Origin of the sequence: Bradyrhizobium sp. McL0616 (assembly GCF_049993385.1) — a bacterium.
Lineage (GTDB): Bacteria > Pseudomonadota > Alphaproteobacteria > Rhizobiales > Xanthobacteraceae > Bradyrhizobium.
In genome coordinates this window covers 3,683,271-3,706,725 of record NZ_CP188255.1, presented here as the reverse complement: position 1 = coordinate 3,706,725, position 23,455 = coordinate 3,683,271, and the positions used below count along the sequence as shown (strand labels likewise).

Genomic DNA, 23,455 nt, shown 5'->3' with positions numbered 1-23,455 from the left:
TCTTCGCCTCTCCCCGTCAGAACGGGGCGAGGGAGTGCACCGCAGGTGCCGGCCTAACCCAGCACCGTCTTGCCGTTCTTGATCACGGTGATGCCGCGCGACTTCACCTTCGCTTCGAACGAGATCACGCTGCCGTCCTTCCAGAGGTCCATGGTCACGGTCTCGCCGGGATAGACCGGCGAGGAGAACCGCGCGACGTGCTGGCGGAACGCGCTCGCATCGTAGTCGGCAAAGGTCTGGAGCACGCCGCGGCAGGTGATGCCGTAGGTGCACATGCCGTGCAGGATCGGTCGCGGGAAGCCGGCCTTCTTGGCGAACTCGGGATCCGAATGCAATGGATTGCGATCGCCGCAAAGCCGATAGACCAGCGCTTGATCGGGGCGCGTGACGATGTCGATGGTCTTGTCGGGCACGCGCGAGGGGATCTTGTGCGGATCCGGCTGGGTCAGGTTCGGTCCGCCAAAGCCGCCGTCGCCGCGGGCGAAGCGCGAGGCGACCAGCGTAGCAAGCTTCTCGCCCTTCTCGTTCTTCAGTACGGTCTGGTGGCTGATCACCACGCCCTTGTCCTTGCCCTTGTCGTAGATCTCGACAACGGAGGAGTCGGCGGTGATGTGCGCGGCCACCGGCAGCGGCTGATGAAAGGTGATGTCGCGCTCGCCATCGACCACCATGACGCGGTTGAGATTCATCTCGCCGGGACCGGCGCCCCATGCCGCGACGGAGGCAAACGTCGGCACCACCTTGAGCGGCCGCGGCGTCAGTGTGCCTTCGTTGACGAAGGCGAGCTCGTTCTCGTCCATGGGATCGGCACCGAGCCCGATGCCGTAGGCGTAGAGCATGACTTCGCGATCGGTGTAGGCGTAGTTCTGGCCGATGTTCTTCAGGCTTTTGAGTTCTTCGTATCTGGCGGACATGTTTGTGGTTTCCTCCCCGGAATTTCGCCGGCGCTCATTGATGCGCCCTCTCCCCTTGTGGGAGAGGGCTAAGAGGTGCCGGTCACATACGCGTTTGGGTGAGGGGTTGGCTCCGCATCGAAGTCTCTGTCCGTGGAGCAATACCCCTCATCCGGCGCTTCGCGCCACCTTCTCCCACAAGGGGAGAAGGGAAGAAGTCAGACCGGCGTGAAGAACGGCAGCGGCGCGCCGTCGGTCGGCTTGAACACCACCTTCACCTTCTGGCCGATCTTCAGCGTCGTCAGATCGCAGTCGACGAAATTGGTCTGAAGCGAAGGCCCCTCCTTCAGCGTGACGTAGCCGATCGCGTAAGGACCCGTCGGCGACTTCCGCATCAGGCTCCAGGTGTAGATCGTGGCCTCGCCCGAACTCTCCTCCCACACCGTCTTGTCCGAGTAGCAGAACGGGCAGATCGCGCGCGGGAAGTAGTGCGCTTCGCCGCACGCCGTGCAGCGCTTGATCAGGAACTTGCCCTGCTTGGCAGCGTCCCAGAACGCCGCGGTCTCGGGGTTCGTTACTGGCGCTGGATATTTCTTCACTTCACTCATCACACGCGCTCCAGAATGGCCGTCGAGGCGGCGTGGCGAACGCCCAAAAGGCCGCCGGTGCCGTGGGCGATCGCGAGATCGCAATTCTTGACCTGCACCTTCGGATGCGCCTCGCCGCGCAGCTGCCGCACAGCCTCGAGGATCTTGGTCATGCCGCCGCGGTTGACGGGATGGTTGCTGCACAGACCGCCGCCGTCGGTGTTGAACGGCAGCTTGCCGACGCCCGAGATCAGATTGCCGTCGGCGACGAACTTGCCGCCCTCGCCTTTCTTGCAGAAGCCGAGGTCCTCAAGCTGCATCAACACGGTGATGGTGAAGCTGTCATAGATCGAGGCGTATTTGATGTCCTTCGGCGTGATGCCGGCTTCCTCGAACGCCCGCGGGCCGGACCAGATGCCGGCGGAGTATGTCAGATCGAGATCCTTGCCGCCGCGCGGGCCCTTCATCGCCTCGCCATGGCCGATCAGCTTGACCAGCGGCTTCTTCAGGCTCTTCGCGATCTCGGGCGTCGTCACGATCAGCGCGCCGCCGCCGTCGGAGACGACGCAGCAATCCATGCGATGCAGGGGATCGGAGATCATCGGCGAATTCAGTACGTCCTCGACGGTGACGACGTCCTTGAGCATCGCGTGCGGATTGTATTGCGCGTGATGCGAGGCCGCGACCTTGATCCAGGCAAGCTGCTCGCTGGTTGTGCCATAGTCGTGCATGTGGCGCATGGCACACATGCCATAGGCATTGTGCGTGGTCGCGCCGTAAGCGGACTCGAAATCGGCCTCGGCACCGGCCGCGCGGGGCGGCATCGCACCGGTGCGCGGCTTGCCGGCGAGCGTGATCAGCGCGATCGAGCACTTGCCCGCGGCAATCGCTTCGGCGGCATGGCCGAGATGTATGATGTAGGAACAGCCGCCGGTCTCGGTGGAATCGACGTGGCGGAGCTTTTTGGTGTTCAGGCCGAGATAATCGACCATCGGCCAGGCGCCGCCGGGCGCGTCGCCGGCGCAGAAATAGCCGTCGACATCGTCCTTGCTGAGCCCGGCATCCTCAATCGCGCCCTTGGCGACCTCGGCATGGAGCTGGGCGGTGGATTTGTCCGGCGCATGCCGGGTCGGATGTTCGTAGATCCCGGCAATGTAGGCCTTGCCCTTGATGGTCAAAACAGAGGTCTCCGCTGGCGTTTCTTCTTGCTTCGTTTTTCTGAACCGCGGTGGCCTGCTTGGCAAGCGCGGAAATATTCCGTCGGGCGAGAGGGCAGCGGGTTGGCGCAAGTGCAGCTGAAGTCTGGGCAAAACCGTAAAGGTGTTTTGCCCGACGACACAAGAAAATTCGCTTTACCAGAACAACCAAATTCATCGAAAACAACCCCATGCACAGTAGAACGGTGGTTGATTTCAAAGAGGAAATTGTAGGCGGGCAAAGCGACATGTCCGCCGTCACTCGAAGAGCGAAGGCGGAAGCGTGCTTACCTGTTCTGGTCCAATCCTGGTGATGCGATGGGCGCGGCGCGTGGTGTGACCACCGCCGTCTGCTATAGGACGCCAATGAGAATTCTCACCGACCTGTATCGGCGCCTGCGCAGGCCAGAACCGGAACCAACACCCCGGCACGTGTCCTTCATCGAACTGCACGTCGCCCATGCCTGCAATCTCGCTTGTGAGAGCTGCTCCCACTACTCTAATCACGCGCATAAAGGCATCCTGGATCTGGCCCAGGCGGAAAGCTGGATCCGTCCGTGGAGCGAGCGCATCACTCTGGACGAGTTGAACCTGCTCGGGGGCGAGCCGACAATGAACCCCCGGCTCTCCGAATTTGTCGTGCTGGCCCGGAAATATTGGCCGGCTGCGCATATTCGCATCATCACCAACGGGTTTTTCCTGCACCGGCACCCCGCACTTCCAGTGGCGCTGGAGGCGGACGGCAATGCCAGCCTCGCACTATCGGTGCATCACAACGATCCATCATATCTCGAGCGGCTGCGCCCCGCCTTCGATCTCCTGGCGGGATGGCAGCGCGATCACGGCACGATCGTCGAGACCAGGCAATCCGATCAGGGCTGGACACGCCGCTACCTCGGCTCCGGTGCCGACATGCTGCCGTTCGAAGACGGCCGGTCGCGGCAAAGCTGGGAGATCTGCCCTGCCAAATACTGCAAGCAGCTACATGACGGGCAGCTCTGGAAATGTCCGCCGCTCGCCTACCTTAACCTGCAGAAGACGAAATACGATCTGTCGCCGAAATGGGATCCATATCTGCAGTACAAGCCGCTGCCGCCGACATGTACCGACGGCGAGCTTGATGCGTTCTTGCAGCGAGAGGACGAGCAGGCCTGCGCGATGTGCTCCGCAGAGGTTCGCCGCTTCTCGCTGCCAAATCCATTGCGGAGCCAGGCACCAGGGAGCGAGTCGGCTATTTCGCCTTAGTACCGCAGTGCCGTAGGGTGGGCAAAGCGAAGCGTGCCCAGCTCTTCTTCCGCAAAACCCGAGAGATGGTGGGCATGGCGCTTCGCGCCTTTGCCCACCCTGGGAAAGTCCCTACTCCGCCGCGATCTGTCGCGGCGCGGGCGGCGGGTTCGCCAAATCAGCGGCGAGTTGCGCGTAGCGGGCTTTTGCGTCCGCGACCGCCTTCTCCTTCACGGGACCGTAGCCGCGGATGCGATCGGGCAGCGACAGCAGTTCCACCGCGGTGTCGATCGTGAGCGGCGACAACAGGCCGAGCACGGTGGCGACGTCCTTCTCGTAGCCCACGATCAAATCGCGCTCGAGCTTGCGGTCGGCGTTGCGGCCGAAGATGTCCAGCGGCGTGCCGCGCAGGACCTTGAACTTTGCCAGCACGCGGAACGCCTTCAGCATCCACGGACCGAAGGCGCGCTTCTTCGGACGGCCCAGCGCGTCGACGCCGCTGCTGAGGATGGGTGGGGCGAGGTTGAAGTTGAACTTGAAGTCGCCCTCGAACTGGTCGCGGAGCTGTTTTTCGAAGGCGCCGTCGGTGTAGAGCCGGGCGACCTCGTATTCGTCCTTGTAGGCGAGCAGCTTTGCGTAATTGATCGCCACCGCACGCGTCAGCGCTTCGTCATATCCGCCCTGCTTGGCGGCATCGCTGACCTGGTCGACCAGCTTGCGATAGCGTTTTGCCAACCGGCCGTTCTGGTAGGCGGTGAGATGCCTGGCGCGATGCGCGATGACCTCATCCAGCGTCATTGCGTCCAGCGTCTTCGGCGCAACCACTTCGTCCGTTCCCTTCAGCATATCGGCAAGGCGCTGGGGATCGGCGACCGCGAGGCGGCCGAGGCGGAAGGCTTCCTTGTTCATCTTGATCGAGACGCCATTGACCTCGATCGCCTGCTCGATCGACTCCGCCGACAAGGGCAGTAGCCCCTTCTGATAGGCGTAGCCCATCATCATCATGTTGGTGGCAATGGAGTCGCCGAGCAGCTGCTCGGCCGGCGTGGTGAAATCGAAGAACACCGAGTCCTTGTGCAGGGCCGTTTCCAGCAACCCGTTCAGCTTGCGGGTCTGGAAGTTGAAATCGCGGTTGAGGACGAAATCGGCGGTGGGGATGACGTGGCTGTTGATGATGCCGCGGGTGCGGGTCGTATCGCAGAGCGAGATCGTGTCCTTGGCGACCGCGACCACCTCGTCGGCGGCGAGCACGACATCGGCCGTGCCGGTGACGATGCGCGAGCAGGTCACTTCGGCCGGATGATCCGACAGGCGAACGTGACTGAGCACCGCCCCGCCCTTCTGAGCCAGACCGGACATATCGAGGATCATCGAGGCCTTGCCTTCGATATGAGCGGCCATACCCAGCAGCGCGCCGATCGTCAGCACGCCGGTGCCGCCGACGCCGCCGACCGCGATGTTGTACGGTTTGTCCAGAGTCGGGCGCGAGGCCGGCTCAGGCAATGCGCCGATCTCAGTGAGTTCGGCCGGCGCGCGCTTGCGCAGCTTGCCGCCATCGACGGTGACGAAGGACGGGCAAAAGCCCTTGACGCAGGAATAGTCCTTGTTGCAGGTCGACTGGTTGATGGCGCGCTTGCGCCCCATCTCCGTCTCCAGCGGCTCGACCGAAATGCAGTTCGATTGCACCGAGCAATCGCCGCAGCCTTCGCAAACCGCCGGGTTGATGAGCACACGGCGCGCCGGATCCTCCAGCGTGCCGCGCTTGCGGCGGCGGCGTTTTTCAGCGGCACAGGTCTGGACGAACACGATTGCGGACGCGCCCTTGACCTTGCGCAGCGTTTTCTGGACCGTGTCGAGTTCGTCGCGATGTGCGGTCTTGACGCCGGGCGCGATCTCGTTCGCCGGATAGGCCTCTGGATTTTCCGAAACGAGATAGATCTCGCGGATGCCTTCGCTGTGGAGCTGGAAGGTGATCTGCTGCGGCGACAATTCGCCGTCGACATGCTGGCCGCCGGTCATTGCGGTCGCGTCGTTATAGAGGATCTTGTAGGTGATGTTGGCGCCGGAGGCGATCGCCTGGCGGATCGCAAGGCTGCCGGAGTGGAAATACGTGCCATCGCCGAGATTGGCGAACACGTGCTCTTCCTTGGTAAAGGGGGCAACGCCGACCCACGGCACGCCCTCGCCGCCCATATGGGTGAAGGTCTCGGTGGAGCGATCCATCCACAGCGCCATGAAGTGACAGCCGATGCCGGCAAAGGCGCGGCTGCCTTCGGGCACCTTGGTCGAGGTATTGTGCGGGCAGCCGGAGCAGAAATACGGGGTGCGGGCGACAGGCGCGGTCGCCTGCATCTGCGAGGCCTGGCGACCGTTGAACCAGTCGGCCTTGGCGCGCAGCATGGTTGCAATTTCGGGATTGAGATCAAGTCGAAGCAGGCGCTCGGTCAGCGAACTGGCCAGTGAGGCGACGCTGAGTTCTTCGGCAAAGGGAAGGAAGCGCTTGTCGTGATCGTCCATCTTGCCGATGATGCGGGGACGGACATCGTCGCGCCAGTTGAACAGCTCCTGCTTCACTTGATTCTCGACGATCTCGCGGCGCTCTTCGATGATGAAGATTTCCTCGAGGCCTACAGCGAATTGCCTGACGCCTTCCGGCTCCAGAGGCCACGGCATGCCGATCTTGTACAGCCGAAGTCCGATCTTGGCGGCGACCTCGGGTGTGATGCCGAGCTCGCGCAACGCCTGCCGGATGTCCTCGTAGCTCTTGCCGGACGCCATGATGCCGTAGCGGGCGCTCGGCGAATCCATGGTGATGCGGTTGACCTTGTTGGCGCGCGCGAAAGCGATCGCGGCAAAGCCTTTGTAGTCCTGCAGGCGGCGGTCCTGGGCAAAGCGGTCGTCGGGCCAGCGCAGATTGAGGCCACCCTCGGGCATCTCGAAATCGGTGGGGATTACGAACGGCGTCATCTCGTCGGTGAGGTCAATCTCGGCGGTAGTCTCCACCGTCTCCGTGATCACCTTCATGCCGACCCAGCAGCCCGAGTAGCGCGACATCGCGATGCCGAGCAGGCCCATCTCGATCATCTCGTGGACGCTGGAGGGGTAGAGATAAGGCATCAGCGCCGAGATGAAGGCGTGGTCCGACTGATGCGGCACGGTGGAGGATTTTGCGCCGTGGTCGTCACCGGCCAGGCACAGCACGCCGCCGTTCTTGGCCGAGCCTGCGGCATTGCCATGGCGGAACACGTCGCCGCAGCGGTCGACGCCGGGGCCCTTGCCGTACCAGATGCCGACCACGCCGTCGTACTTGGCGCCGGGCGAGAGGTTGAGCTGCTGCGAACCCCAGACGGCGGTCGCCGCCAGATCCTCGTTCACGCCGGGCTGGAACTTGATGTTGTACTGCTCGAGATGCTTTCGCGCCGCGAACAGCTGCTGGTCGTAGCCGCCGAGCGGCGAGCCGCGATAGCCGGAGATGAAGCCTGCGGTGTTGAGGCCGTTGGCACGGTCGCGCCGGATCTGGGCCATGGGCAGGCGGACCAGGGCCTGGATGCCCGTGGTGAAGACGTGTCCGGTGTCCTGGGTGTATTTCTGATCGAGACTGATCGGACCCTGGTTGATACCCATTGTTGTCCTCTTCCGCCCTTTTGAGCGCTTGGCTGCTTAAGCCGTTGCCTGCCCGTTGTTTTTAGCTAGGGCGCGCCGACCATCCCTGCCACTCTATGTCGGATATTTAACGCTCCGCATCACAAATCTGGCCCTTACGCCGCGACGGGAAAAAAACGCAATTTCGTGGCTCGAAAGGCATTGGCGATTTTCAATTTGTGTCACCATACCCCGCTGTCGCGAAACGACGTGACGCCGCTATGATCCGGCTATCGGCGATTGGTCGCAGGAGAAGGCTTTCGATGCGAACGATTCTGGCTGTTGCGCTCTTGTGCAGTGCGGTCGCGACAGCCGCCATGGCCGCCGAGCCGTCACCCGAGCTGATCGCCTATGGCAAGACGCTGGTCGAGGCCGGCGACTGCGCGGGCTGCCATACCGCTGATTCCGCAAAACCCTTCGCGGGGGGCAAGCGCATCGACACGCCGTTCGGCGCGATCTATGCGCCGAACCTGACGCCGGACCGCGATACCGGGATCGGCGCCTGGACGGATGCCGATTTCACCCGTGCCGTACGCTATGGCACCGCGCCGGACGGCTCGCTGTATTATCCGGCGTTCCCCTACCCTTATTTCACCCGGATGACCAAGGACGACACCCTTGCCATCCGGGCCTATCTCGGCACGCTTGCGCCCGTCGTGAGCCGCAACAAGCCGCCGGAGCTGCGCTGGCCACTCAATTATCGCGGCCTGATGCGGGCCTGGAACTATCTGTTCTTCAAGCCCGGCCTGTTCGAGCCGGACCAGGGCAAGAGCGCGGCGTGGAACAGAGGCGGCTATCTCGTCACCGGGCTCGGCCATTGCGGCGCGTGCCATACGCCGAAGAATTATTTTGGCGCGGACAAGACGGCGCAGGCGTTGTCCGGCGGAGATATCGGCGGCTGGTTCGCGCCGCGCCTCGATGGCGCTACGCGGACCGGGCTGCAGTCATGGAGCGCATCGGACATTGCCGAGTATCTGCAAAGCGGCCGCAATGCCAAGAGCAATGCCGGCGGGCCGATGGCCGAGGTGATCGTCAATTCGACGTCGAAGATGAGCGATGCAGATGTACGCGCCATGGCGGTGTATCTGAAAGACCTGCCGCCGGTGCGGCGCGAGCCGAAGGTGACGCCGCCGGATGATGCCGAGATGCAGGCCGGCCAGGCGGTCTACGCAAAACTCTGCATTGCCTGCCATGAAGCCGACGGCTCCGGCGCGCCGCGCATCTATCCGCCGTTGCCGGCGAACGCACTGCTGCAATCGATCAACCCGTCCTCCACCCTGCGTGTCATCCTCGATGGTGCACACACCGTGACGACGCCGCGCGCGCCCAACACCGGCGAGATGCCGGCCTATGCCAAGCAATTGTCCGACGAGCAGATCGCGGCCGTGACCAACTACATCCGCAATTCCTGGGGCAACGCCGCGCCGCTGGTGACGCCGGCGCAGGTGGCGAAGGCGCGCAAGCAGGAGCCGTAGCTAAGGCTTCCGCTCATCGTCTCCCGTGAACACGAACTTCGGCATCTCCCATTTGTAGCGCACGGCGAGCAGGCGGAAGCTGATGCCGAGGATGAAGGTCAAAATGGTCCAGAGCTCAGCGTTGAGATTGAGGCCGAAGGCGGTGGCGTAGAACAGGCCCGTCACCACCGAGACGCTGGCATAGAGCTCGGAGCGGAACAGCAGCGGCACGTCGTTGCAGAGCACGTCGCGCAACACGCCGCCAGCGCAGCCCGTCACCATGCCGGAGACAATGACGATCGGCAGCGAGGCATCCATCTGCCAGGCGACGTCGCAGCCGGTCATGGTGAAGACGACCAGGCCGATGGCATCGAGCACGATGAAGGCTAGTCGAAGCCGGTGCACGAGGCGCGCGAACAGGATCGTCAGCAGCGCCGAGGCGCCCGGCAAGACGAGGTAGATCGGGTTCGCGACCCAGACCAGCGGATAGTGACCGAGGAACAGGTCGCGCAGCGTGCCGCCGCCGAGCGCGGTGACGCAGGCGAGAAAGCAGACGCCGAGGTAATCCATGCTGCGCCGGCCGGCGGCCAGCGCCGCCGTCATGCCCTGCGCCGTCAAGGCGACCAGGGCCAGAAGATGCAGCACGCTATCGCTCGGCGGCAGGCTCCACATTTTCTTGTTCCCTCGTTTCTGGTGGGAAACTTACGTCCGCGGTTCCCCGACGAACAGGTTCCCGATTCCCGGCGCGGGGGCAACATGCGACGAAAGCATAAGGGAAGCGGAACAGAATCTCGCATCCACGGGTTGTCCCGCCGCGATAAACGAGGAGACCTCATGATGGCTGACGACCGTTTTCCCAACGATCCGTATCGCCCGAACCTCGCCGACGATGAGTACCTTCACGCGGCGCGCCAGGACGCCAATCTTCAGGCCGATCCCGAACTTGGCGAAGGCCCCGCCTCCAGCGGCAAGGTCGCCATGTTCGCGGTGGCCGTCGCCCTGGTGCTGGGCGCCGTATTCTACGGCTTGAACAACAGCAGCACCGGGAACCAGGCGAGCACCGCGCCGGCGACGCAGACTGCACAGACCGCGCCGGCCAATCCGGCCGCACCTCCCGGCATGCGTGACGTGACGCCGCGCAATAACGCCGAGCCGGGCGTGACCACGGGTGCGGCGCCGAGCAAGCCGGCCGTGGCTCCGTCTGACGGCGCGAAGTAACAGTTCGCAAAGACGCGCGAGAGCGGCGGGACGAAAAGTCCCGCCGCTCTTCGTTTGGCTTATCGTTTGCGCATGATCTTTCCGGAAAACCGCTGCACACTTTTCCGGATCATGCGCTAGCTGAACATCTTGTTGAGCTCGCCGCCGGGATAGCCGCTGCCAAGCTCAGCGAACGTCCCCTTCTCCGACATTTCCTTCGCGGCACGCATGAAGCCGCCCCAGGCGGCGCGGGCGAGCGAGCCGCCGACGCTGATCCGGCGCACGCCGAGATCTTCGGCCTCCTGCAGCGACAGGCCGGAGCCACCGATCAGGAGATTGAACGGCTTTGGATGCACCGCCTTCACGACCGCGGCGATGTCCTCGCGCGTCTTCAAGCCCGGCGCGTAGAGGCAATCGGCCCCGGCGTCCGCGTAGGCGGTGAGCCGGTCGATGACAAGCTTGAGGTCGGTCACGCCCCACAAAAATGCCTCGCAACGACCGACCAGCATCGTATTGCTGTCACCGATCGCCTTGCGCGACGCGTTGATACGCTCGACCGCGAGCGCGCGATCGTAGATTGGTCTGTCCTTGTCACCGGTGGAATCCTCGATCGACAGGCCGGCGACGCCGGTGCGCACACAGCGCTCGACATTGTCCGCAACCTTGTCCGGCTCGACCGCAAAGCCGCCCTCGAAATCCGCATTGACGGGGATGTCGACGGCGGAGCTCAATGCTGCCAGATGCTGACAGACGTCATCGACCGTGACACGGTTGTCGGCCTTGCCGATGGTCCAGGCAAAGCCGGCGCTCGATGACGCAAGCGCCTTGAAGCCGAGATGCTGCAATGCCTTGGCACTGCCGATGTCGACCGGATTGGGCAGGATGAAGCAGCCGCTCTCGTGCATCTTCTTGAAGTTCGCGCGCTTGTCGGCGGTTGTCACGTGCATGTTTCTCTCCCTTGTTGGCCGCGCGAACATAGGCACGCGTTGTCAAACACGCTAGTGCGCGTCGTGCACGGCGCGGCTGTCTTTCGGCGCCTGCTCGCGATCATTCATGCCGTAGTCACGGACGACGCTGGCGATGCGCAGGTGATAGTCGGCAAAGATGTTTGCCCGGCCCTTGGCCTGGGTGCGCCGGTGCTCCATCGTGTTGCGCCAGGCTTGCACGGCCGCCTCATCGCGCCAGAATGACAGCGACAAAACCTTGCCCTTCTCGGTCAGGCTTTCAAATCGCTCGACCGAGATGAAGCCGTCGATGGTTTGCAGGATCGGCTTCAGATCGGCCGCGAGGTCGAAGTAGTTCTGACGGTGTTCCGGCTTGGGCCAGACCTCGAAGATCACGGCGATCATGGGCGTCTCCTTGAGTTGATGCCTACAATACCACCTTGCGCAGGAACGTGCGCTCCTCGGCGAGGATGAATTTGTTGTCCTCGGCAAAATGGAAATTCGCCATGCCGTCCGAATCCTGGCGCAGCCGCGCGCGATAGGCCTCGTAGGCCGCGAGACTCTCGAAGGTGATCAGTGCGAACGCGATGTTGTTGGTGCCCTCATGCGGCATGAAATAGCCGATCAGGTCGCCGCCGCATTTCGGGATGATGGTCAGCCAGCGCTTTGAATAGTCCTCGAACTGGGCGCGCTTGAAGGGATCGAGCTGGTAGCGGATGAATACGGTGATGGACATGGTGGGCTCCTGGTTTCTCTCGGTGCGACAAGCCAAGCGACACCGTCGCCGCTGAAGCACCGGATTGCTTCGCTTCGCTCGCAATGACGTGTTTGTGGCAGCATGCTACGCGCTTGCCCGACCGCAATGCTTCGGCTACCATCGAAGCATGAAATCAGGACCCGACATCGCCATGATCGCCGCACTGGTCGGCGACCCCGCCCGCGCCAACATGCTCACGGCGCTGATGAACGGCCGCGCGCTGACCGCGAGCGAACTGGCGCAGGAGGCCGGCATCACGCCGCAAACCGCGAGCTCGCATCTTTCAAAGCTGGAGGCCGGCGGGCTGGTCGAGCCGGAGAAGCAGGGCCGGCACCGCTACTTCCGCCTCACCGACGACGACGTCGCCGGCGTGCTCGAGGGACTTGCCGGCCTTGCCGCGCGCACCGGCCACATGCGCGTGCGTACCGGGCCGAAAGATCCGGCGCTGCGGCGCGCGCGGATCTGCTACGACCATCTCGCCGGCGATTTCGGCGTGCAGATGCTGGACTCCTTGCGCGAGCGGCGCCTGGTCAAGCAGAAGAAGCAGGAGATCGAGCTGACGCCGGAGGGCGAGCGCTTCCTTGCGAAACATTTGCAGATTTCGCCCGAGATGCTCACCCATCCGCGCCGCCCGGTCTGCAAGGCCTGCCTCGACTGGAGCGAGCGGCGCCACCACCTCGCCGGCACCTTGGGCGCCGCCATGATGCAGCGTTTTGCCGAGCTGAAATGGGCCGCGCGCGACGCCACCCCCGGCAGCCGCGTGGTGAATTTCACCCGCACCGGCGAGAAGCAGTTTGCTGCGCTGTTTGGTGACGGACACGACTAAACACAACTGCGTGTGAACGACACCGCGCGTCACGGCCGGGCTTGACCCGGCCATCCACGCGTTTACTGCCACCGTTATTCCGGGCGCGCAGCGCGAACCCGGAACATCGTTGCCAGGCAAGAGACTTCCATGAACCGCATCCTCTCGGCCACTCTCGCCGCCGCCCTCCTCGCCTCTCCGCTCACTTTCGCACACGCCGCCGACACCGTGCCGCGCGAGCCCTATGGCATCGCGCTCGAAGGCTTTGCCTATCCCTATCCCGTGCAGCTATTGCCGGTCGTCAACGATGGCGAGCAGCTCAGCATGGCCTATATGGACGTGGCGCCCGCGCAGCCGAATGGCCGCACCGTGGTGCTGCTGCACGGGCGCAATTTTCCGTCGAGCTATTGGGCGCCCGTCATCAAGATGCTGAGCGAGGCTGGCTTTCGCGTCGTGGTGCCGGACCAGATCGGCTTCGGCAAATCCTCCAAGCCGGCGGGCGAATTGCATTTCGACACGCTGGCGCGCAACACCATCGCGCTGCTCGACCATCTCAAGATCGACAAGGCAGAGATCGTCGCGCATTCGCTCGGCGGCATGCTGGGCGTGCGCATCGCGCGCGCCTATCCGGACCGCGTCGCGCACTTGGTGTTGACCGCACCCATCGGGCTCGAGGACTATCGCCTCTACGTGCCACCGACGCCAACCGAGAAGATCATCGAGGCCGAGGACAAGCTCACCGCCGACGGCTACCGCAAGCAGCTGCAGACCAATTATTCGATCAAGCTGCCGCCGGATCAGATCACGCCGTTCATCGACGCCCGCTTCAACATCAAGGGCAGCCCGGACTATCCGCGCTGGCTGCGCGCTTACGTCAGCTCCGGCCAGATGATCTACCGCGAGCCGGTCGCACATGAAGTCGCACTGATCACCGAGCAGACGCTGTTCATCATGGGCGCCGACGACCACAACGCACCCGGCCGACCGAATGCGCCGGAGGCGCTGCGGGCGAAGATGGGGCAGAACGCCGAGCTTGCGAAAGCTTTCGCCGCGAAGATGCCGAATGCGCGGGCGGAGGTGATCCCCGACACCGGGCATCTCGTCTTCCTGGAGGCGCCGGAGAAGTACAAGGAGCTGCTGCTCGGCTTCCTTGGCCGCTAGCGCCGCTGACTTGTCGCCTGAAGCAGGATGTATGCGGCGTTCATGCCGCATTCAGGTCATGGTTGGCAGGTTTGGATCGCGACGTGTCGGCACGCGTCTCCACCAAATTTAACGTGTCGAATCGCGTCTTTTGATTCATTGTGCGCCGCGAATCGCCAGTCCCCCAACAATCTGCCCTTAAAAACCCGCCCCCGAGGACGAGAAGGAAGACCATAATGAAATATCTGTTCGCCGCCGTGATGCTCGCCAGCGCAGTCGTTGGTTTCAGCGAGGCGGCCAGCGCCGCCGGTGGTTGCGGCCCGGGCTGGTACCGTGGTCCCTATGGCGGCTGCCGCCCGATGGCGGCCCGTGGTCCGGTCGTCGTGGTCGAGCCTGCCGCACCGGTCGTCGTGGTGCGTCCGCGCGTGTGCCCCTATGGCTTCCGCTGGTACGCCGGCCGCTGCCGTCCGTTCTGATCTTTTGCACTTGCGAAATGGCCGTGTGGGATCAGCCCGCGCGGCTATTTTATTTGAGACGCGCCACACAAATTAAAAGGGGATCGCAATCGCGATCCCCTTTTTCGTTTCGAATGCGGCTACCAGTGACGCCAGTGGTGGCGACGCCAGCGACGACGCCAGCCCCAATGGCGGTGCCGCCAGCCCCAGTGCCGGTGATGCCAATGGCCGTGGCCACGCCAATGCACCTGCTCGGGCTTGAGCTGCCCGACTTCTTCGCTGGTTGTGACGGCGGGAAGCGCGTCCGGATTGCCTTGCGGCATGCGGGCGGGATCACCGAGCGACTGCGGCGCGAGCGGCGCGGCCTGCGCGGCAGCTGTGAATGCGGCCGCGCCAGCCGCGGCTCCGATGGCGAGTTTCAGAAAATTGCGGCGTTCCATGACATCTTCCTCTCAGGCAAGCGTTTCATGATGCGGAGCGAAGTGTCGGGCGCGCGAGATGAACTGCGGGTGAATCGCGCGTTCAGGTTCATTGCAAAGCTGACAGGAGGCTACGCCCCAAATTCCTGCGCCAGCACCAGCGTCTCGCGCGAGCGTTTCACCTCGGGCCAGTCACGGTTGAAATCGGCGACGAGCTTGTGCAGCGCGTCTCCCTTCAGCATCGCAGCCAACTTGGCCTCGTCATCGAACTGATACATCGCCTGGTGCAGCGAGGGATCATCCAGGCTCCAGAACCGCCAGGCTTTGCTCGCGCCAAACGCCTTCACCGCGTCGGGCACGTGCTCGGTCTCGTACCATTTATCGAAGGCGGCGCGCTTGCTGGCATCGGTGATGATGGCGCGGACGACGAAGAAGGCGGCAGGCATGAATTTCCTCCTGTTGTTTGGCGCCAGCATAGCCGGTTATAGTGGCCGCAACAAAAACCAGCGCGACGGAACTTCGTGATCGCGCAAACAGGGAAGGACCGGCCATGCGCAGGATCATCACGGGCCTCGTTGCGATTGCCTCGCTGTGGCCCATCACCTTGCGCGCCGAGATCGTCCGCTTCGACATCCTGGAGTGCGTGCCGGCCTTCGCCGGACGCAGCTTCGGCGATGTCGGCGCTTATGAACGCATCACCGCGCGCGCGACCTTCGCACTCAACCCGTCCGACGATCGCAACGCCGTCATCACCGATCTCGCGCTCGCCCCGCGCAATGCCGACGGCAAGGTCGAGGCCACCGCCGACGTCGTCATCCTGCGGCCCAGCGATGCCAGCCATGGCAATGGCACGCTGCTGCTGGAAGTGCCCAATCGCGGCCGCAAGCTGGCGCCGCAACTGTTCGACGATTCCGCCCAGCCGGGCGCCAACAACGCTGATAAGGCCGAGGATTCCGGCATCGGTTTCCTGCACCGGCAAGGCTACACGATGGTCTGGGTCGGCTGGCAGGGCGATATCCCCTCCAAGCCCGGCCAGCTTGCGATGGCCGCGCCGGTGCTCAAGGGCGTCACAGGACCGGCGCGCGAAGAATTCGTGTTCGACAACACCACAAGCCCCGCGCGCGCGACGCTGACGTGGCCTGCTGCGGACGCCGCCAATCTCAACGTCACCGTGCGCGCCGCCTGGGCCGATCCGCGACAGACCCCGTCCGGGCTCGCGGCGAAGCTCATTGATCCCACCACGGTCGAGATCACCCGGCCCGACGGCTTCGATGCCGGCGCGCTCTTTGAGCTAACCTACACCGCGCGCGATCCGGTTCCGCTCGGCATGGGCTATGCCGCAGTGCGCGACGTCGTCAGCTTCCTCCGCCACGACGAGACGCCGGCGAACCCGCTGCTCTCTGGCCTGCATCCGTCGGTCAGCCGCGCCATCGGCTTCGGCGTCTCGCAATCCGGCCGCTTCCTGCGCGACTACCTCTATCTCGGTTTCAACGAAGACCTCTCCGGCCGCATGGTGTTCGACGGCCTGATGCCGCATGTCGCCGGCACGCGGCGGATGGCGACCAACGTCCGCTTCGGCCAGCCCGGCCGCAACCCGCGCCATCTCCAGGATCCGGCGTGGCAGGCCGATCTCTTCCCCTTCACCTATGCGAGCCTCAGCGATCCTTATTCCGGCAAGACCGACGGCGTGCTGCGCCGTTGTTCGCTGTCGGTCACCTGCCCCAAGGTGATGCAGACGGACAGCGAGCACGAATGGTGGGCCTCGCACGCCTCGCTGCTGGTGACTGATCTTGCCGGCAACCACCTCGACCTCCCCGACAATGTCCGCGCCTACATGATCGCAGGCACGCCGCATTTCGCGGAAGCCGCCGACGTCATGCGCAAGACGCTGCCGGCGATGTCGCTGCCGCAAAACCCGATGCATGCGGGCATGCCGATGCGCGCGCTCCTGACCGACCTCAACGCCTGGATCAGCGACGGCACCAAGCCGCCTGCAAGCCGCGTCCCCATGCGCGCGCATGGCACGCTGGTATCAGCGCAAGGCGCAGTGCCGACGGACATTCCCGGCCTGCCCTACGCCGGCATCCACACGCTTGCCGCCTTCTCCGACCAGAGCGTGCTGCCGCCCAAGGAGATCGGCCGTTATCCCGTGTTCGTGCCGAAGGCGGACGACGACGGCATGGCGATCGCCGGCATCCGCCAGCTTGCGCTCGCCGTGCCGCGCGCAACCTACACCGCCTGGAATCCGCGCGCGCAGGGATTTGGGCCGACGGCGCTCTATCCGCTGCAAGGCGCGGTCGTGCCGTTCGCACCGACAGAGGCCGCACGGAAGGAAGTGCGCGATCCGCGTCTGTCGATCGCGGAGCGATATGCGGATGACGGGGCGTATGTCGCCGCGGTCCGGCGTGAGGCGGCAAGGCAAGTGGCGGAGCGGATACTGTTGCCGGAGGATGCGGAGCGTGCGGTTGAGGCGGCGAAGCAGGGAAAGTTGGCGAAGCTCGGACAGTGAGCGTTACCGTAAGGCGGATTAGCGATTTGTCAGCCGAAGCTCGGAGAGCGAAGGCGGAAGCGCAATCCGCCGCCTTCCCGCGGCAAGCGCCTCACACCAACTTCATCGGCGCATCAGCGACCAGCCGAAGATCGATCTGACTGATCAGTCGCGCACGAAGCGCCTCGGCGGCCTGGATAGCGTCATCCGTCTGCCGCAACGTGCTGATGTTCGAGCCGAGCGAAACAATTCCGCCCAGCACGAGAGCGATTGATCCAAGCGCCGCGGTCTGACCTGTCCCGAAGAAGCCAAGGATCGAGACCAACAGCAGCGCAGCGCCGCTGCCGATCGCGATCTTGGATGCTAGGATGTACTTCCGGCACCGCTCGGCGATCTCGGCGAGCGCCTCGATCCGGGCTTCGATGTCTGAAATCGCGTCGGTCGAGGCGTCATCGGTCATGGGATTGAGATCGAGCCCGTAGGGTGGGTTAGCGTAGCCCACCGAGGTCTTCGCGCGGATGGTTCGGCCGGTGGGTTCCGGCTTCGCCTAACCCACCCTACGCTTCTCGCTACAACGGCAAATTGTCGTGCTTCTTCGCCGGCGTTTCCACCTTCTTGTCCTTCAGCATCGACAGCGCCCGAGCGATCCGCTTCCGGGTCGAGTGGGGCATGATGACGTCGTCGATGTAGCCGCGTTCGGCGGCGATGAACGGGGACAGGAAGCGGTCTTCGTATTCCTTGGTTCGGGCGGCGATCTTGTCGGGGTCGCCGATGTCACTGCGGAAGATGATCTCGACCGCGCCCTTGGCGCCCATCACGGCGATCTGGGCAGTCGGCCAAGCGTAGTTCATGTCGGCGCCGATTTCCTTGGACGCCATGACGTCGAAGGCGCCGCCATAAGCCTTGCGGGTGATGATGGTCACCAGCGGTACGGTGGACTGCGAATAGGCGAACAGGAGCTTGGCGCCGTGCTTGATCAGGCCGCCATATTCCTGCGCGGTGCCGGGTAGGAAGCCCGGCACGTCGACGAAAGTGACGATCGGGATGTTGAAGGCATCGCAAAAACGAACGAAGCGCGCGGCCTTGCGCGAGGCATCGCTGTCGAGCACGCCGGCCAGCACCATCGGCTGGTTGGCGACGAAGCCGACGGTGCGGCCCGCGATGCGGCCGAAGCCGGTGACGATGTTCTTGGCGAAGGAGTCCGCGATCTCGAAGAAGTCGCCCTCGTCCACGACCTTCAGGATCAATTCCTTCATGTCGTAGGGCTTGTTCGGATTGTCGGGGATCAGCGTGTCCAGGGACATGTCGAGTCGGCCGATGTCGTCAAAGCTCGGCCATTCCGGCACGCCGTCGGTGTTGTTGGACGGCAGGAAGTCGATCAGGCGCCGCATCTGCAAGAGCGTCTCGACATCGTTCTCGAAGGCGCCATCCGCGATCGAGGAGCGCGTGGCGTGCACCGAGGCGCCGCCGAGCTCCTCGGCGGTGACCACCTCGTTGGTCACGGTCTTCACCACGTCGGGGCCGGTGACGAACATGTAGCTGGTATTCTTCACCATGAAGATGAAGTCGGTCATGGCGGGCGAATAGACGTCGCCGCCGGCGCAGGGGCCCATGATAACGGAGATCTGCGGGATCACGCCCGAGGCGAGCACGTTGCGGCGGAACACGTAGGAATAGCCGGCGAGCGCGGCGACGCCTTCCTGGATGCGGGCGCCGCCCGCGTCATAGAGGCCGATGATGGGCGCCCTCGCCTTCATCGCCATGTCCTGGAGTTTTGTGATCTTCAGCGCGTGGGTCTCGGACAGCGAGCCGCCGAACACGGTGAAATCCTTGGCGAACACAAACGTCTTGCGGCCGTTGACGGTGCCCCAGCCGGTGACGACGCCGTCGCCCGGCACCTTGTTCTTCTCCATGCCGAACTCGGTGGAGCGATGCTCGACGAACATGTCGAATTCCTCGAACGATCCCTTGTCGAGCAGCAGCTCGATACGCTCGCGCGCGGTCAGCTTGCCGCGGGCATGCTGCGCCTCGATGCGCTTCTCGCCGCCGCCGAGCTTTGCGCCGGCACGACGGTCTTCAAGGGCGTCCAAAATATTCTTCATTTGCTCCCGCCAGGTCTTAAGCCTTAAGTGATGGGCGTTCTAACACGGCATTTTGCGGGCCGGGAAGCGCCTTTCGGCCTCGCAGGGCTGCCTTGCCCGTGCGAAAAACCGTCAGCGATTACAAAGTATTGCCTGGGGAGACGACCATGGATGAGGCCACGGATGAGCCCAGGCACGAGACCGGCGCGGCGACCGGTGGCGTCAAGCTCCTGCTGCGGCTGGAAGGGCTGACCCTGTTCATCGGCATGACGGCGCTATATGCGGCCTGGGGCGGCTCGTGGCTGCTTTACGCCGTGCTCTTCCTGGTCCCGGATCTCAGCTTTTTGGGCTATTTGTCGGACGCGCGGTTCGGGGCGATGATCTACAACGCCGCCCACAGCTACATGGCACCGATGACGCTGATGACACTGGGCTTCGGCTTCGCCTCACCCTTGACCCTGTCCATCGCCTTGATCTGGCTCGCCCATATCGGGTTCGACCGGACCCTCGGCTATGGCCTGAAATATTCGGCCGGCTTCGGCTTCACCCATCTCGGCCGGATCGGCCGGCAGAAGGGCGCCTGATCTCCGCACGCTTTGGCGACGGGATGGCCGCCATTTTGTCGTCCCGCGCCGGTTGACCGAAGCAGCCGATTCAGGCTTGCTCTGCCTTCGATCTGGCGCCGAATGTTGCGTGAGCTCAGTCGGTACGGCGGCGGTCAACACGTCTGGCTACAAGCATCATTCATGTCCGCCACGGTCGTCCCCCTGCCGCCGAACTCATCGTCCGAGACCACCGCCTTCCTGCGGCGGATGGCCAGCATGGTGTCGGGGCGTAACGGCGAGATGCTGCTGCGCGCAGCCGCCCTGATCGAGTCGCTCAAGCAGCGGGCGATGACGGCCGAGCGGCTCTATCACCAGACGCAGGAAGAGAGTACGCGCAACGCCGAGCGGCAGCAAGCTGCCGAGCACGCCTCCGATGCCATGGTCAGCCAGATCGAGGCGCTGCGGGCGCAGCTTGCAGAGGTGACTGCGGCCGCAGCGGCCGAACGCGCCGCATTCGATGCCGAGCGCGACAAGCTGCTCGGCCTGATGCAGGACGCGGAAGGCCATATCGGCAAGCTCACCACCGAGCTCGACGGCTTGCGCGCCTCCGTCGACAGTTTCAACGAGACCCTGGTGGCAGTGCCGATCGAGGTGCTGCGGCTGGCGCGAACACAGTTCGACTATCTCTCCAACGGCTTTGAGCGGAAGGGCGACGTAATCTCGCAGGCGATGAGCGAGATCGGCGGTTTTGCCATTGACCAGGCGATGACGGCGAAGAAGCCGGCCTGTTAAGCCTCAGACCGACGCGCGCCAAATTGACAGCGTGCGGGCCGGTTGTTCTACTCAGCCAAAATCACAAGGGAGGATCCGATGCCAACGGCATTCCGCGTCGCCATGGCGCTTTGCATCTCAACTCTATTCGCAGGCCTTGGCGCCAATGCGCAATCCCTCCCCAAGGAAGCCGCTGTCAGGACCGAGATCTTCCCGATCCCCTCGCTCACCCTCTCCGACCAGCAATTCCTGAGCGGCGACGCAGCCGCCGGCAAGCCGGTGACGGTCGCGGGCGAATTCCGCGTCGCGCAAGGCAATGGCAAACTTCCGGTCGTGGTGCTGATGCACGGCTCGAGCGGCGTCGGCGCCACCACCGAGGCCTGGGTGCATGAATTCAACGCGATGGGCATCTCGACCTTCGTGATCGATGGCTTTACCGGCCGCGGGCTGACGGTGGTCGGGCCGAACCAGGCCCTGCTCGGCCGGCTCAACCTGATCGTCGACATCTACCGCTCGCTGGACATTTTGGCGAAGCATCCCCGCGTCGACCCGGATCGCATCGTGCTGATGGGCTTTTCGCGTGGCGGACAGGCCGCGCTCTATGCGAGCCTCGACCGCTTCAACAAGCTCTGGAACAAGTCAGGCGTCCAGTTCGCGGCCTACATCCCCTTCTATCCGGATTGCTCGACGACCTATCAGACCGACACCGAGATCGCGGCGCGTCCGATCCGGATCTTCCACGGCACGCCGGACGACTACAATCCCGTGAAGAGCTGCAAGGCCTTCGTCGAGCGGCTCAAGGAAGCCAAGCGCGACGTGGTGCTGACCGAATACCCCGACAGCGCGCACGGCTTCGACAGCGGCCTGCTCGGCGTCAACACGGTCACCGTTTCCACCGGCGCCCAGACCGCGCGCAACTGCCACATCAAGGAAGGTGACGGCGGCGTACTGATGAACGCCGACACGCAGGCGCCGTTCACCTACAAGGACGTCTGCATCGAGCTCGACCCGCATGTCGGCGGCAATCCAACGACGGCAGCCGAGTCCCGCAAGGCCGTGGTGGATTTCCTGCAGGCGCTGTTCAAACTGGGTTAGGCGCTGGTGAGAGCCGACGTCGGCGCCACATACTCCGTCATTGCGAGCGTAGCGAAGCAATCCAGAATCTTTCCGCGGAGGCACTCTGGATTGCTTCGCTACGCTCGCAATGACGCGTGGAGAGAGGCGCGCTCGCAATGACGAGTCCTACGGCTCACCCGCCTTAAACGGCTCCTGCTTGTCCGGCGGCGTGGTCTCCTCGGCCATGGCGAGCAGCATCGCGACCATCACATAGTTGCGGACACCGCCGTGAGATCGACGATCTGCTGATCGTTGAACACCTTCTTGGCGCGCGCGTAGGTCTCGTCGGAGACCTTCTTGGTCGTCGAGAGCTCGGTGACGAAGTCGTAGACCACGGCCTCGTCCTCCGCCATGTTCGACGGCCGCTTGTTCGCCTTCAGCTCCGCGATGATATCAGGCGACAGGCCCGCCTTGGCCGCCAGCGGCGCGTGCGCGAACCACTCCACCTGCGAGCGCCATTGCCGCCCGATGATGATGATCGCGAACTCGTTGAGTTTTGTGGGAACCGAGGTCTCCCAGCGCAGATAATAGAACAAATCAAACAGGCGCTGGCCGAGCACGGGGCTGCGGATCATCGGATTATAGGGTCCGCCGATGCCGACGCTCGACACCTTCATGATCTGCTCGCCGAGCGGCCTCTGCTTGGCGTCGAGCTGATCCATGGTGAGCTGCGGAAACCGCGGCTCCTTGCTGGTGGCGGGTGCTGCAAACATCGTGGCGGCGAGCCAACCGCTAGCTACGGCAAGCGTAAGCGATGACAGCCAGAGCGGCGTTGAGTTCATTCGTTTTCTCCCGACCTTTGTTCTTGCTTGGTCGGGAGAATGCTAATTGAGCGGCGCCGCGCGCGCCAGCGACGTGGCGCTAGATCGCGCCGATATCGGCAAGGCAGGCTTGCGTCAGCGGCATGCGCTCGCCGACGAGACGCGAATCGGTGCAATCCATATTGAGCGCGAACACGGTGTGCGCCTCGCCCTTCTCGGCCCAGCCGACCATCCAGCCCAGCGACGGCGCGCCGCGCTCGGCGCCAAGGAGTCCGGACTTGGCGCGGATGACGCCATCGCCGACCTTGGTCACCGGCAGGATGTCGGCCACCAGATCCTGGCTGCGCTTGGAAATCGGCAGCGCGCGGCGGCGCAGCCGGTCGACGAAATCGATCTGCTCGATCGGATCGATACGCAGATTTCCCGTCAGCCAGAACTGGTCGATACCGCCGCCGATGTCGCGATTGCCATAGTCGAGGAGATCAACGTATCTCTGCATGCGCTCCTGGCCGATGCGCCGCGCGATCTCCTGATAGACCGGCACCGCGCTGACAGCGATCGCGCTGCGCAGCGTGTGGTCCTTGTTCCAGGCCTCGATCGGACGCTTGACGCCGTCCCAGGGAAACACGTCCTTGTCAGGATCGGCGACGACGCCGGTCTCAAGCGCGATCAGCGAGTTCGGGATCTTGTATGTCGAGGCCGGCAGCTTGCCTTCGCCCGAACGCTCCCGGTCGCTGGCGACGATCAGATAGTCGTCGACCTTGTAACCGACGAAGGTGCCGGCCGTGGCGAGGTCAGCGAAGCGTTGTGCCAGACCCTCGCGGATCTCGTTGCGTGGCGGCGCGACATGGGCGAACGCTCGCTGCGGCAGGATCGCAGTCGCGGCGAGAAGGCCGAGGGTGGAACGGCGGGTCAGCAAGCGAAACGTCCGTCGAGTTGAGAAAGGCTATGCGACCATTCAGCCGCTATCGTGGTGAAAC

24 protein-coding genes are annotated in these 23,455 nt (G+C 63.9%); 10 read left to right on the top strand and 14 right to left on the bottom strand.

What is annotated here, in order from left to right; all coding sequences use genetic code 11:
- Positions 1-53 precede the first annotated feature (53 nt).
- The 3 genes from ACPPVR_RS17830 to ACPPVR_RS17820 all read right to left on the bottom strand — a co-directional run bounded on the left by ACPPVR_RS17830 (position 54) and on the right by ACPPVR_RS17820 (position 2,658).
- Complete coding sequence (locus ACPPVR_RS17830) at positions 54-914, bottom strand: MaoC/PaaZ C-terminal domain-containing protein (RefSeq protein ID WP_426615471.1); 861 nt, start codon at positions 912-914, stop codon at positions 54-56.
- A gap of 197 nt (positions 915-1,111) precedes the next feature.
- Positions 1,112-1,501 (bottom strand): Zn-ribbon domain-containing OB-fold protein, encoded by a 390-nt coding sequence (locus ACPPVR_RS17825; RefSeq protein WP_426615470.1) that lies wholly within the window; start codon positions 1,499-1,501, stop codon positions 1,112-1,114.
- On the bottom strand, positions 1,501-2,658 hold the full coding sequence (locus ACPPVR_RS17820; protein WP_426615469.1) for a thiolase domain-containing protein: 1,158 nt from the start codon (positions 2,656-2,658) through the stop codon (positions 1,501-1,503). The genes ACPPVR_RS17825 and ACPPVR_RS17820 overlap by 1 nt, the downstream gene beginning before the upstream one ends.
- A 384-nt stretch (positions 2,659-3,042) precedes the next feature.
- Here ACPPVR_RS17820 and ACPPVR_RS17815 point away from each other — a divergent pair, with 384 nt between their 5' ends.
- Positions 3,043-3,921: a radical SAM protein gene (locus ACPPVR_RS17815; RefSeq protein WP_426615468.1), complete on the top strand. Its 879-nt coding sequence runs from the start codon at positions 3,043-3,045 to the stop codon at positions 3,919-3,921.
- Positions 3,922-4,032: 111 nt separating this feature from the next.
- On the opposite strand, the gene ACPPVR_RS17810 is transcribed toward ACPPVR_RS17815, so the two are convergent.
- Positions 4,033-7,524 (bottom strand): indolepyruvate ferredoxin oxidoreductase family protein, encoded by a 3,492-nt coding sequence (locus ACPPVR_RS17810; RefSeq protein ID WP_426615467.1) that lies wholly within the window; start codon positions 7,522-7,524, stop codon positions 4,033-4,035.
- Positions 7,525-7,805: 281 nt separating this feature from the next.
- On the opposite strand from ACPPVR_RS17810, the gene ACPPVR_RS17805 reads away from it, so the two are divergent.
- Positions 7,806-9,017 (top strand): c-type cytochrome, encoded by a 1,212-nt coding sequence (locus ACPPVR_RS17805; protein ID WP_426615466.1) that lies wholly within the window; start codon positions 7,806-7,808, stop codon positions 9,015-9,017.
- Here the strand turns inward: ACPPVR_RS17805 and ACPPVR_RS17800 are convergent, their stop codons facing one another.
- On the bottom strand, positions 9,018-9,668 hold the full coding sequence (locus tag ACPPVR_RS17800) for a trimeric intracellular cation channel family protein (protein ID WP_426615465.1): 651 nt from the start codon (positions 9,666-9,668) through the stop codon (positions 9,018-9,020).
- 165 nt (positions 9,669-9,833) lie between these two features.
- Between ACPPVR_RS17800 and ACPPVR_RS17795 the strand changes: the two genes are divergently transcribed.
- Positions 9,834-10,214: a hypothetical protein gene (locus ACPPVR_RS17795; protein ID WP_426615464.1), complete on the top strand. Its 381-nt coding sequence runs from the start codon at positions 9,834-9,836 to the stop codon at positions 10,212-10,214.
- Positions 10,215-10,330: 116 nt separating this feature from the next.
- On the opposite strand, the gene ACPPVR_RS17790 is transcribed toward ACPPVR_RS17795, so the two are convergent.
- The 3 genes from ACPPVR_RS17790 to ACPPVR_RS17780 are packed head-to-tail and all read right to left on the bottom strand — an operon-like array spanning position 10,331 to position 11,873.
- Positions 10,331-11,140 carry an isocitrate lyase/PEP mutase family protein gene (locus ACPPVR_RS17790; protein ID WP_426615463.1) on the bottom strand — a complete coding sequence of 270 codons (810 nt, stop codon included), beginning with the start codon at positions 11,138-11,140 and terminating at the stop codon, positions 10,331-10,333.
- 51 nt (positions 11,141-11,191) lie between these two features.
- Positions 11,192-11,542, bottom strand: coding sequence for an antibiotic biosynthesis monooxygenase family protein (locus ACPPVR_RS17785; RefSeq protein ID WP_426615462.1), 351 nt, complete (start codon positions 11,540-11,542; stop codon positions 11,192-11,194).
- Between the two features lie 22 nt (positions 11,543-11,564).
- A complete protein-coding gene (locus tag ACPPVR_RS17780) occupies positions 11,565-11,873 on the bottom strand; it encodes an NIPSNAP family protein (RefSeq protein WP_426615461.1) in 309 nt (102 codons plus the stop codon).
- A 148-nt stretch (positions 11,874-12,021) separates the two neighbouring features.
- Here ACPPVR_RS17780 and ACPPVR_RS17775 point away from each other — a divergent pair, with 148 nt between their 5' ends.
- The 3 genes from ACPPVR_RS17775 to ACPPVR_RS17765 all read left to right on the top strand — a co-directional run bounded on the left by ACPPVR_RS17775 (position 12,022) and on the right by ACPPVR_RS17765 (position 14,315).
- Complete coding sequence (locus tag ACPPVR_RS17775) at positions 12,022-12,720, top strand: metalloregulator ArsR/SmtB family transcription factor (protein ID WP_426615460.1); 699 nt, start codon at positions 12,022-12,024, stop codon at positions 12,718-12,720.
- 129 nt (positions 12,721-12,849) lie between these two features.
- Entirely contained in the window at positions 12,850-13,860 is a 1,011-nt protein-coding gene (locus ACPPVR_RS17770) for an alpha/beta fold hydrolase (protein WP_426615459.1), read from the top strand.
- 215 nt (positions 13,861-14,075) lie between these two features.
- Positions 14,076-14,315: a GCG_CRPN prefix-to-repeats domain-containing protein gene (locus ACPPVR_RS17765; RefSeq protein WP_426615458.1), complete on the top strand. Its 240-nt coding sequence runs from the start codon at positions 14,076-14,078 to the stop codon at positions 14,313-14,315.
- Between the two features lie 119 nt (positions 14,316-14,434).
- Here the strand turns inward: ACPPVR_RS17765 and ACPPVR_RS17760 are convergent, their stop codons facing one another.
- Both ACPPVR_RS17760 and ACPPVR_RS17755 read right to left on the bottom strand, forming a co-directional pair.
- Positions 14,435-14,734, bottom strand: a complete 300-nt coding sequence (locus ACPPVR_RS17760) for a twin-arginine translocation signal domain-containing protein (protein WP_426615457.1) — start codon at positions 14,732-14,734, stop codon at positions 14,435-14,437.
- A 110-nt stretch (positions 14,735-14,844) separates the two neighbouring features.
- Positions 14,845-15,159 carry a hypothetical protein gene (locus tag ACPPVR_RS17755; protein WP_426615456.1) on the bottom strand — a complete coding sequence of 105 codons (315 nt, stop codon included), beginning with the start codon at positions 15,157-15,159 and terminating at the stop codon, positions 14,845-14,847.
- Between the two features lie 104 nt (positions 15,160-15,263).
- On the opposite strand from ACPPVR_RS17755, the gene ACPPVR_RS17750 reads away from it, so the two are divergent.
- Positions 15,264-17,222 carry an alpha/beta hydrolase domain-containing protein gene (locus tag ACPPVR_RS17750; protein WP_426615455.1) on the top strand — a complete coding sequence of 653 codons (1,959 nt, stop codon included), beginning with the start codon at positions 15,264-15,266 and terminating at the stop codon, positions 17,220-17,222.
- A 91-nt stretch (positions 17,223-17,313) separates the two neighbouring features.
- Here ACPPVR_RS17750 and ACPPVR_RS17745 read toward each other — a convergent pair whose 3' ends face one another.
- Together ACPPVR_RS17745 and ACPPVR_RS17740 are read right to left on the bottom strand one after the other, a co-directional pair.
- The gene (locus ACPPVR_RS17745; RefSeq protein WP_426616129.1) at positions 17,314-17,661 is read right to left on the bottom strand and encodes a hypothetical protein; all 348 of its coding nucleotides are present in this window, start codon (positions 17,659-17,661) and stop codon (positions 17,314-17,316) included.
- Between the two features lie 109 nt (positions 17,662-17,770).
- Entirely contained in the window at positions 17,771-19,303 is a 1,533-nt protein-coding gene (locus tag ACPPVR_RS17740; protein ID WP_426615454.1) for an acyl-CoA carboxylase subunit beta, read from the bottom strand.
- 146 nt (positions 19,304-19,449) lie between these two features.
- Here ACPPVR_RS17740 and ACPPVR_RS17735 point away from each other — a divergent pair, with 146 nt between their 5' ends.
- The 3 genes from ACPPVR_RS17735 to ACPPVR_RS17725 all read left to right on the top strand — a co-directional run bounded on the left by ACPPVR_RS17735 (position 19,450) and on the right by ACPPVR_RS17725 (position 21,693).
- Entirely contained in the window at positions 19,450-19,866 is a 417-nt protein-coding gene (locus tag ACPPVR_RS17735) for a DUF4260 domain-containing protein (RefSeq protein WP_426615453.1), read from the top strand.
- A gap of 162 nt (positions 19,867-20,028) precedes the next feature.
- The gene (locus ACPPVR_RS17730; RefSeq protein ID WP_426615452.1) at positions 20,029-20,619 is read left to right on the top strand and encodes a hypothetical protein; all 591 of its coding nucleotides are present in this window, start codon (positions 20,029-20,031) and stop codon (positions 20,617-20,619) included.
- A 78-nt stretch (positions 20,620-20,697) separates the two neighbouring features.
- Entirely contained in the window at positions 20,698-21,693 is a 996-nt protein-coding gene (locus ACPPVR_RS17725) for a dienelactone hydrolase family protein (RefSeq protein ID WP_426615451.1), read from the top strand.
- Positions 21,694-21,920: 227 nt separating this feature from the next.
- Here the strand turns inward: ACPPVR_RS17725 and ACPPVR_RS17720 are convergent, their stop codons facing one another.
- Positions 21,921-22,496: a carboxymuconolactone decarboxylase family protein gene (locus ACPPVR_RS17720; RefSeq protein ID WP_426615450.1), complete on the bottom strand. Its 576-nt coding sequence runs from the start codon at positions 22,494-22,496 to the stop codon at positions 21,921-21,923.
- 79 nt (positions 22,497-22,575) lie between these two features.
- Positions 22,576-23,394, bottom strand: coding sequence for a penicillin-binding transpeptidase domain-containing protein (locus ACPPVR_RS17715; protein ID WP_426615449.1), 819 nt, complete (start codon positions 23,392-23,394; stop codon positions 22,576-22,578).
- Positions 23,395-23,455: the final 61 nt, after the last annotated feature.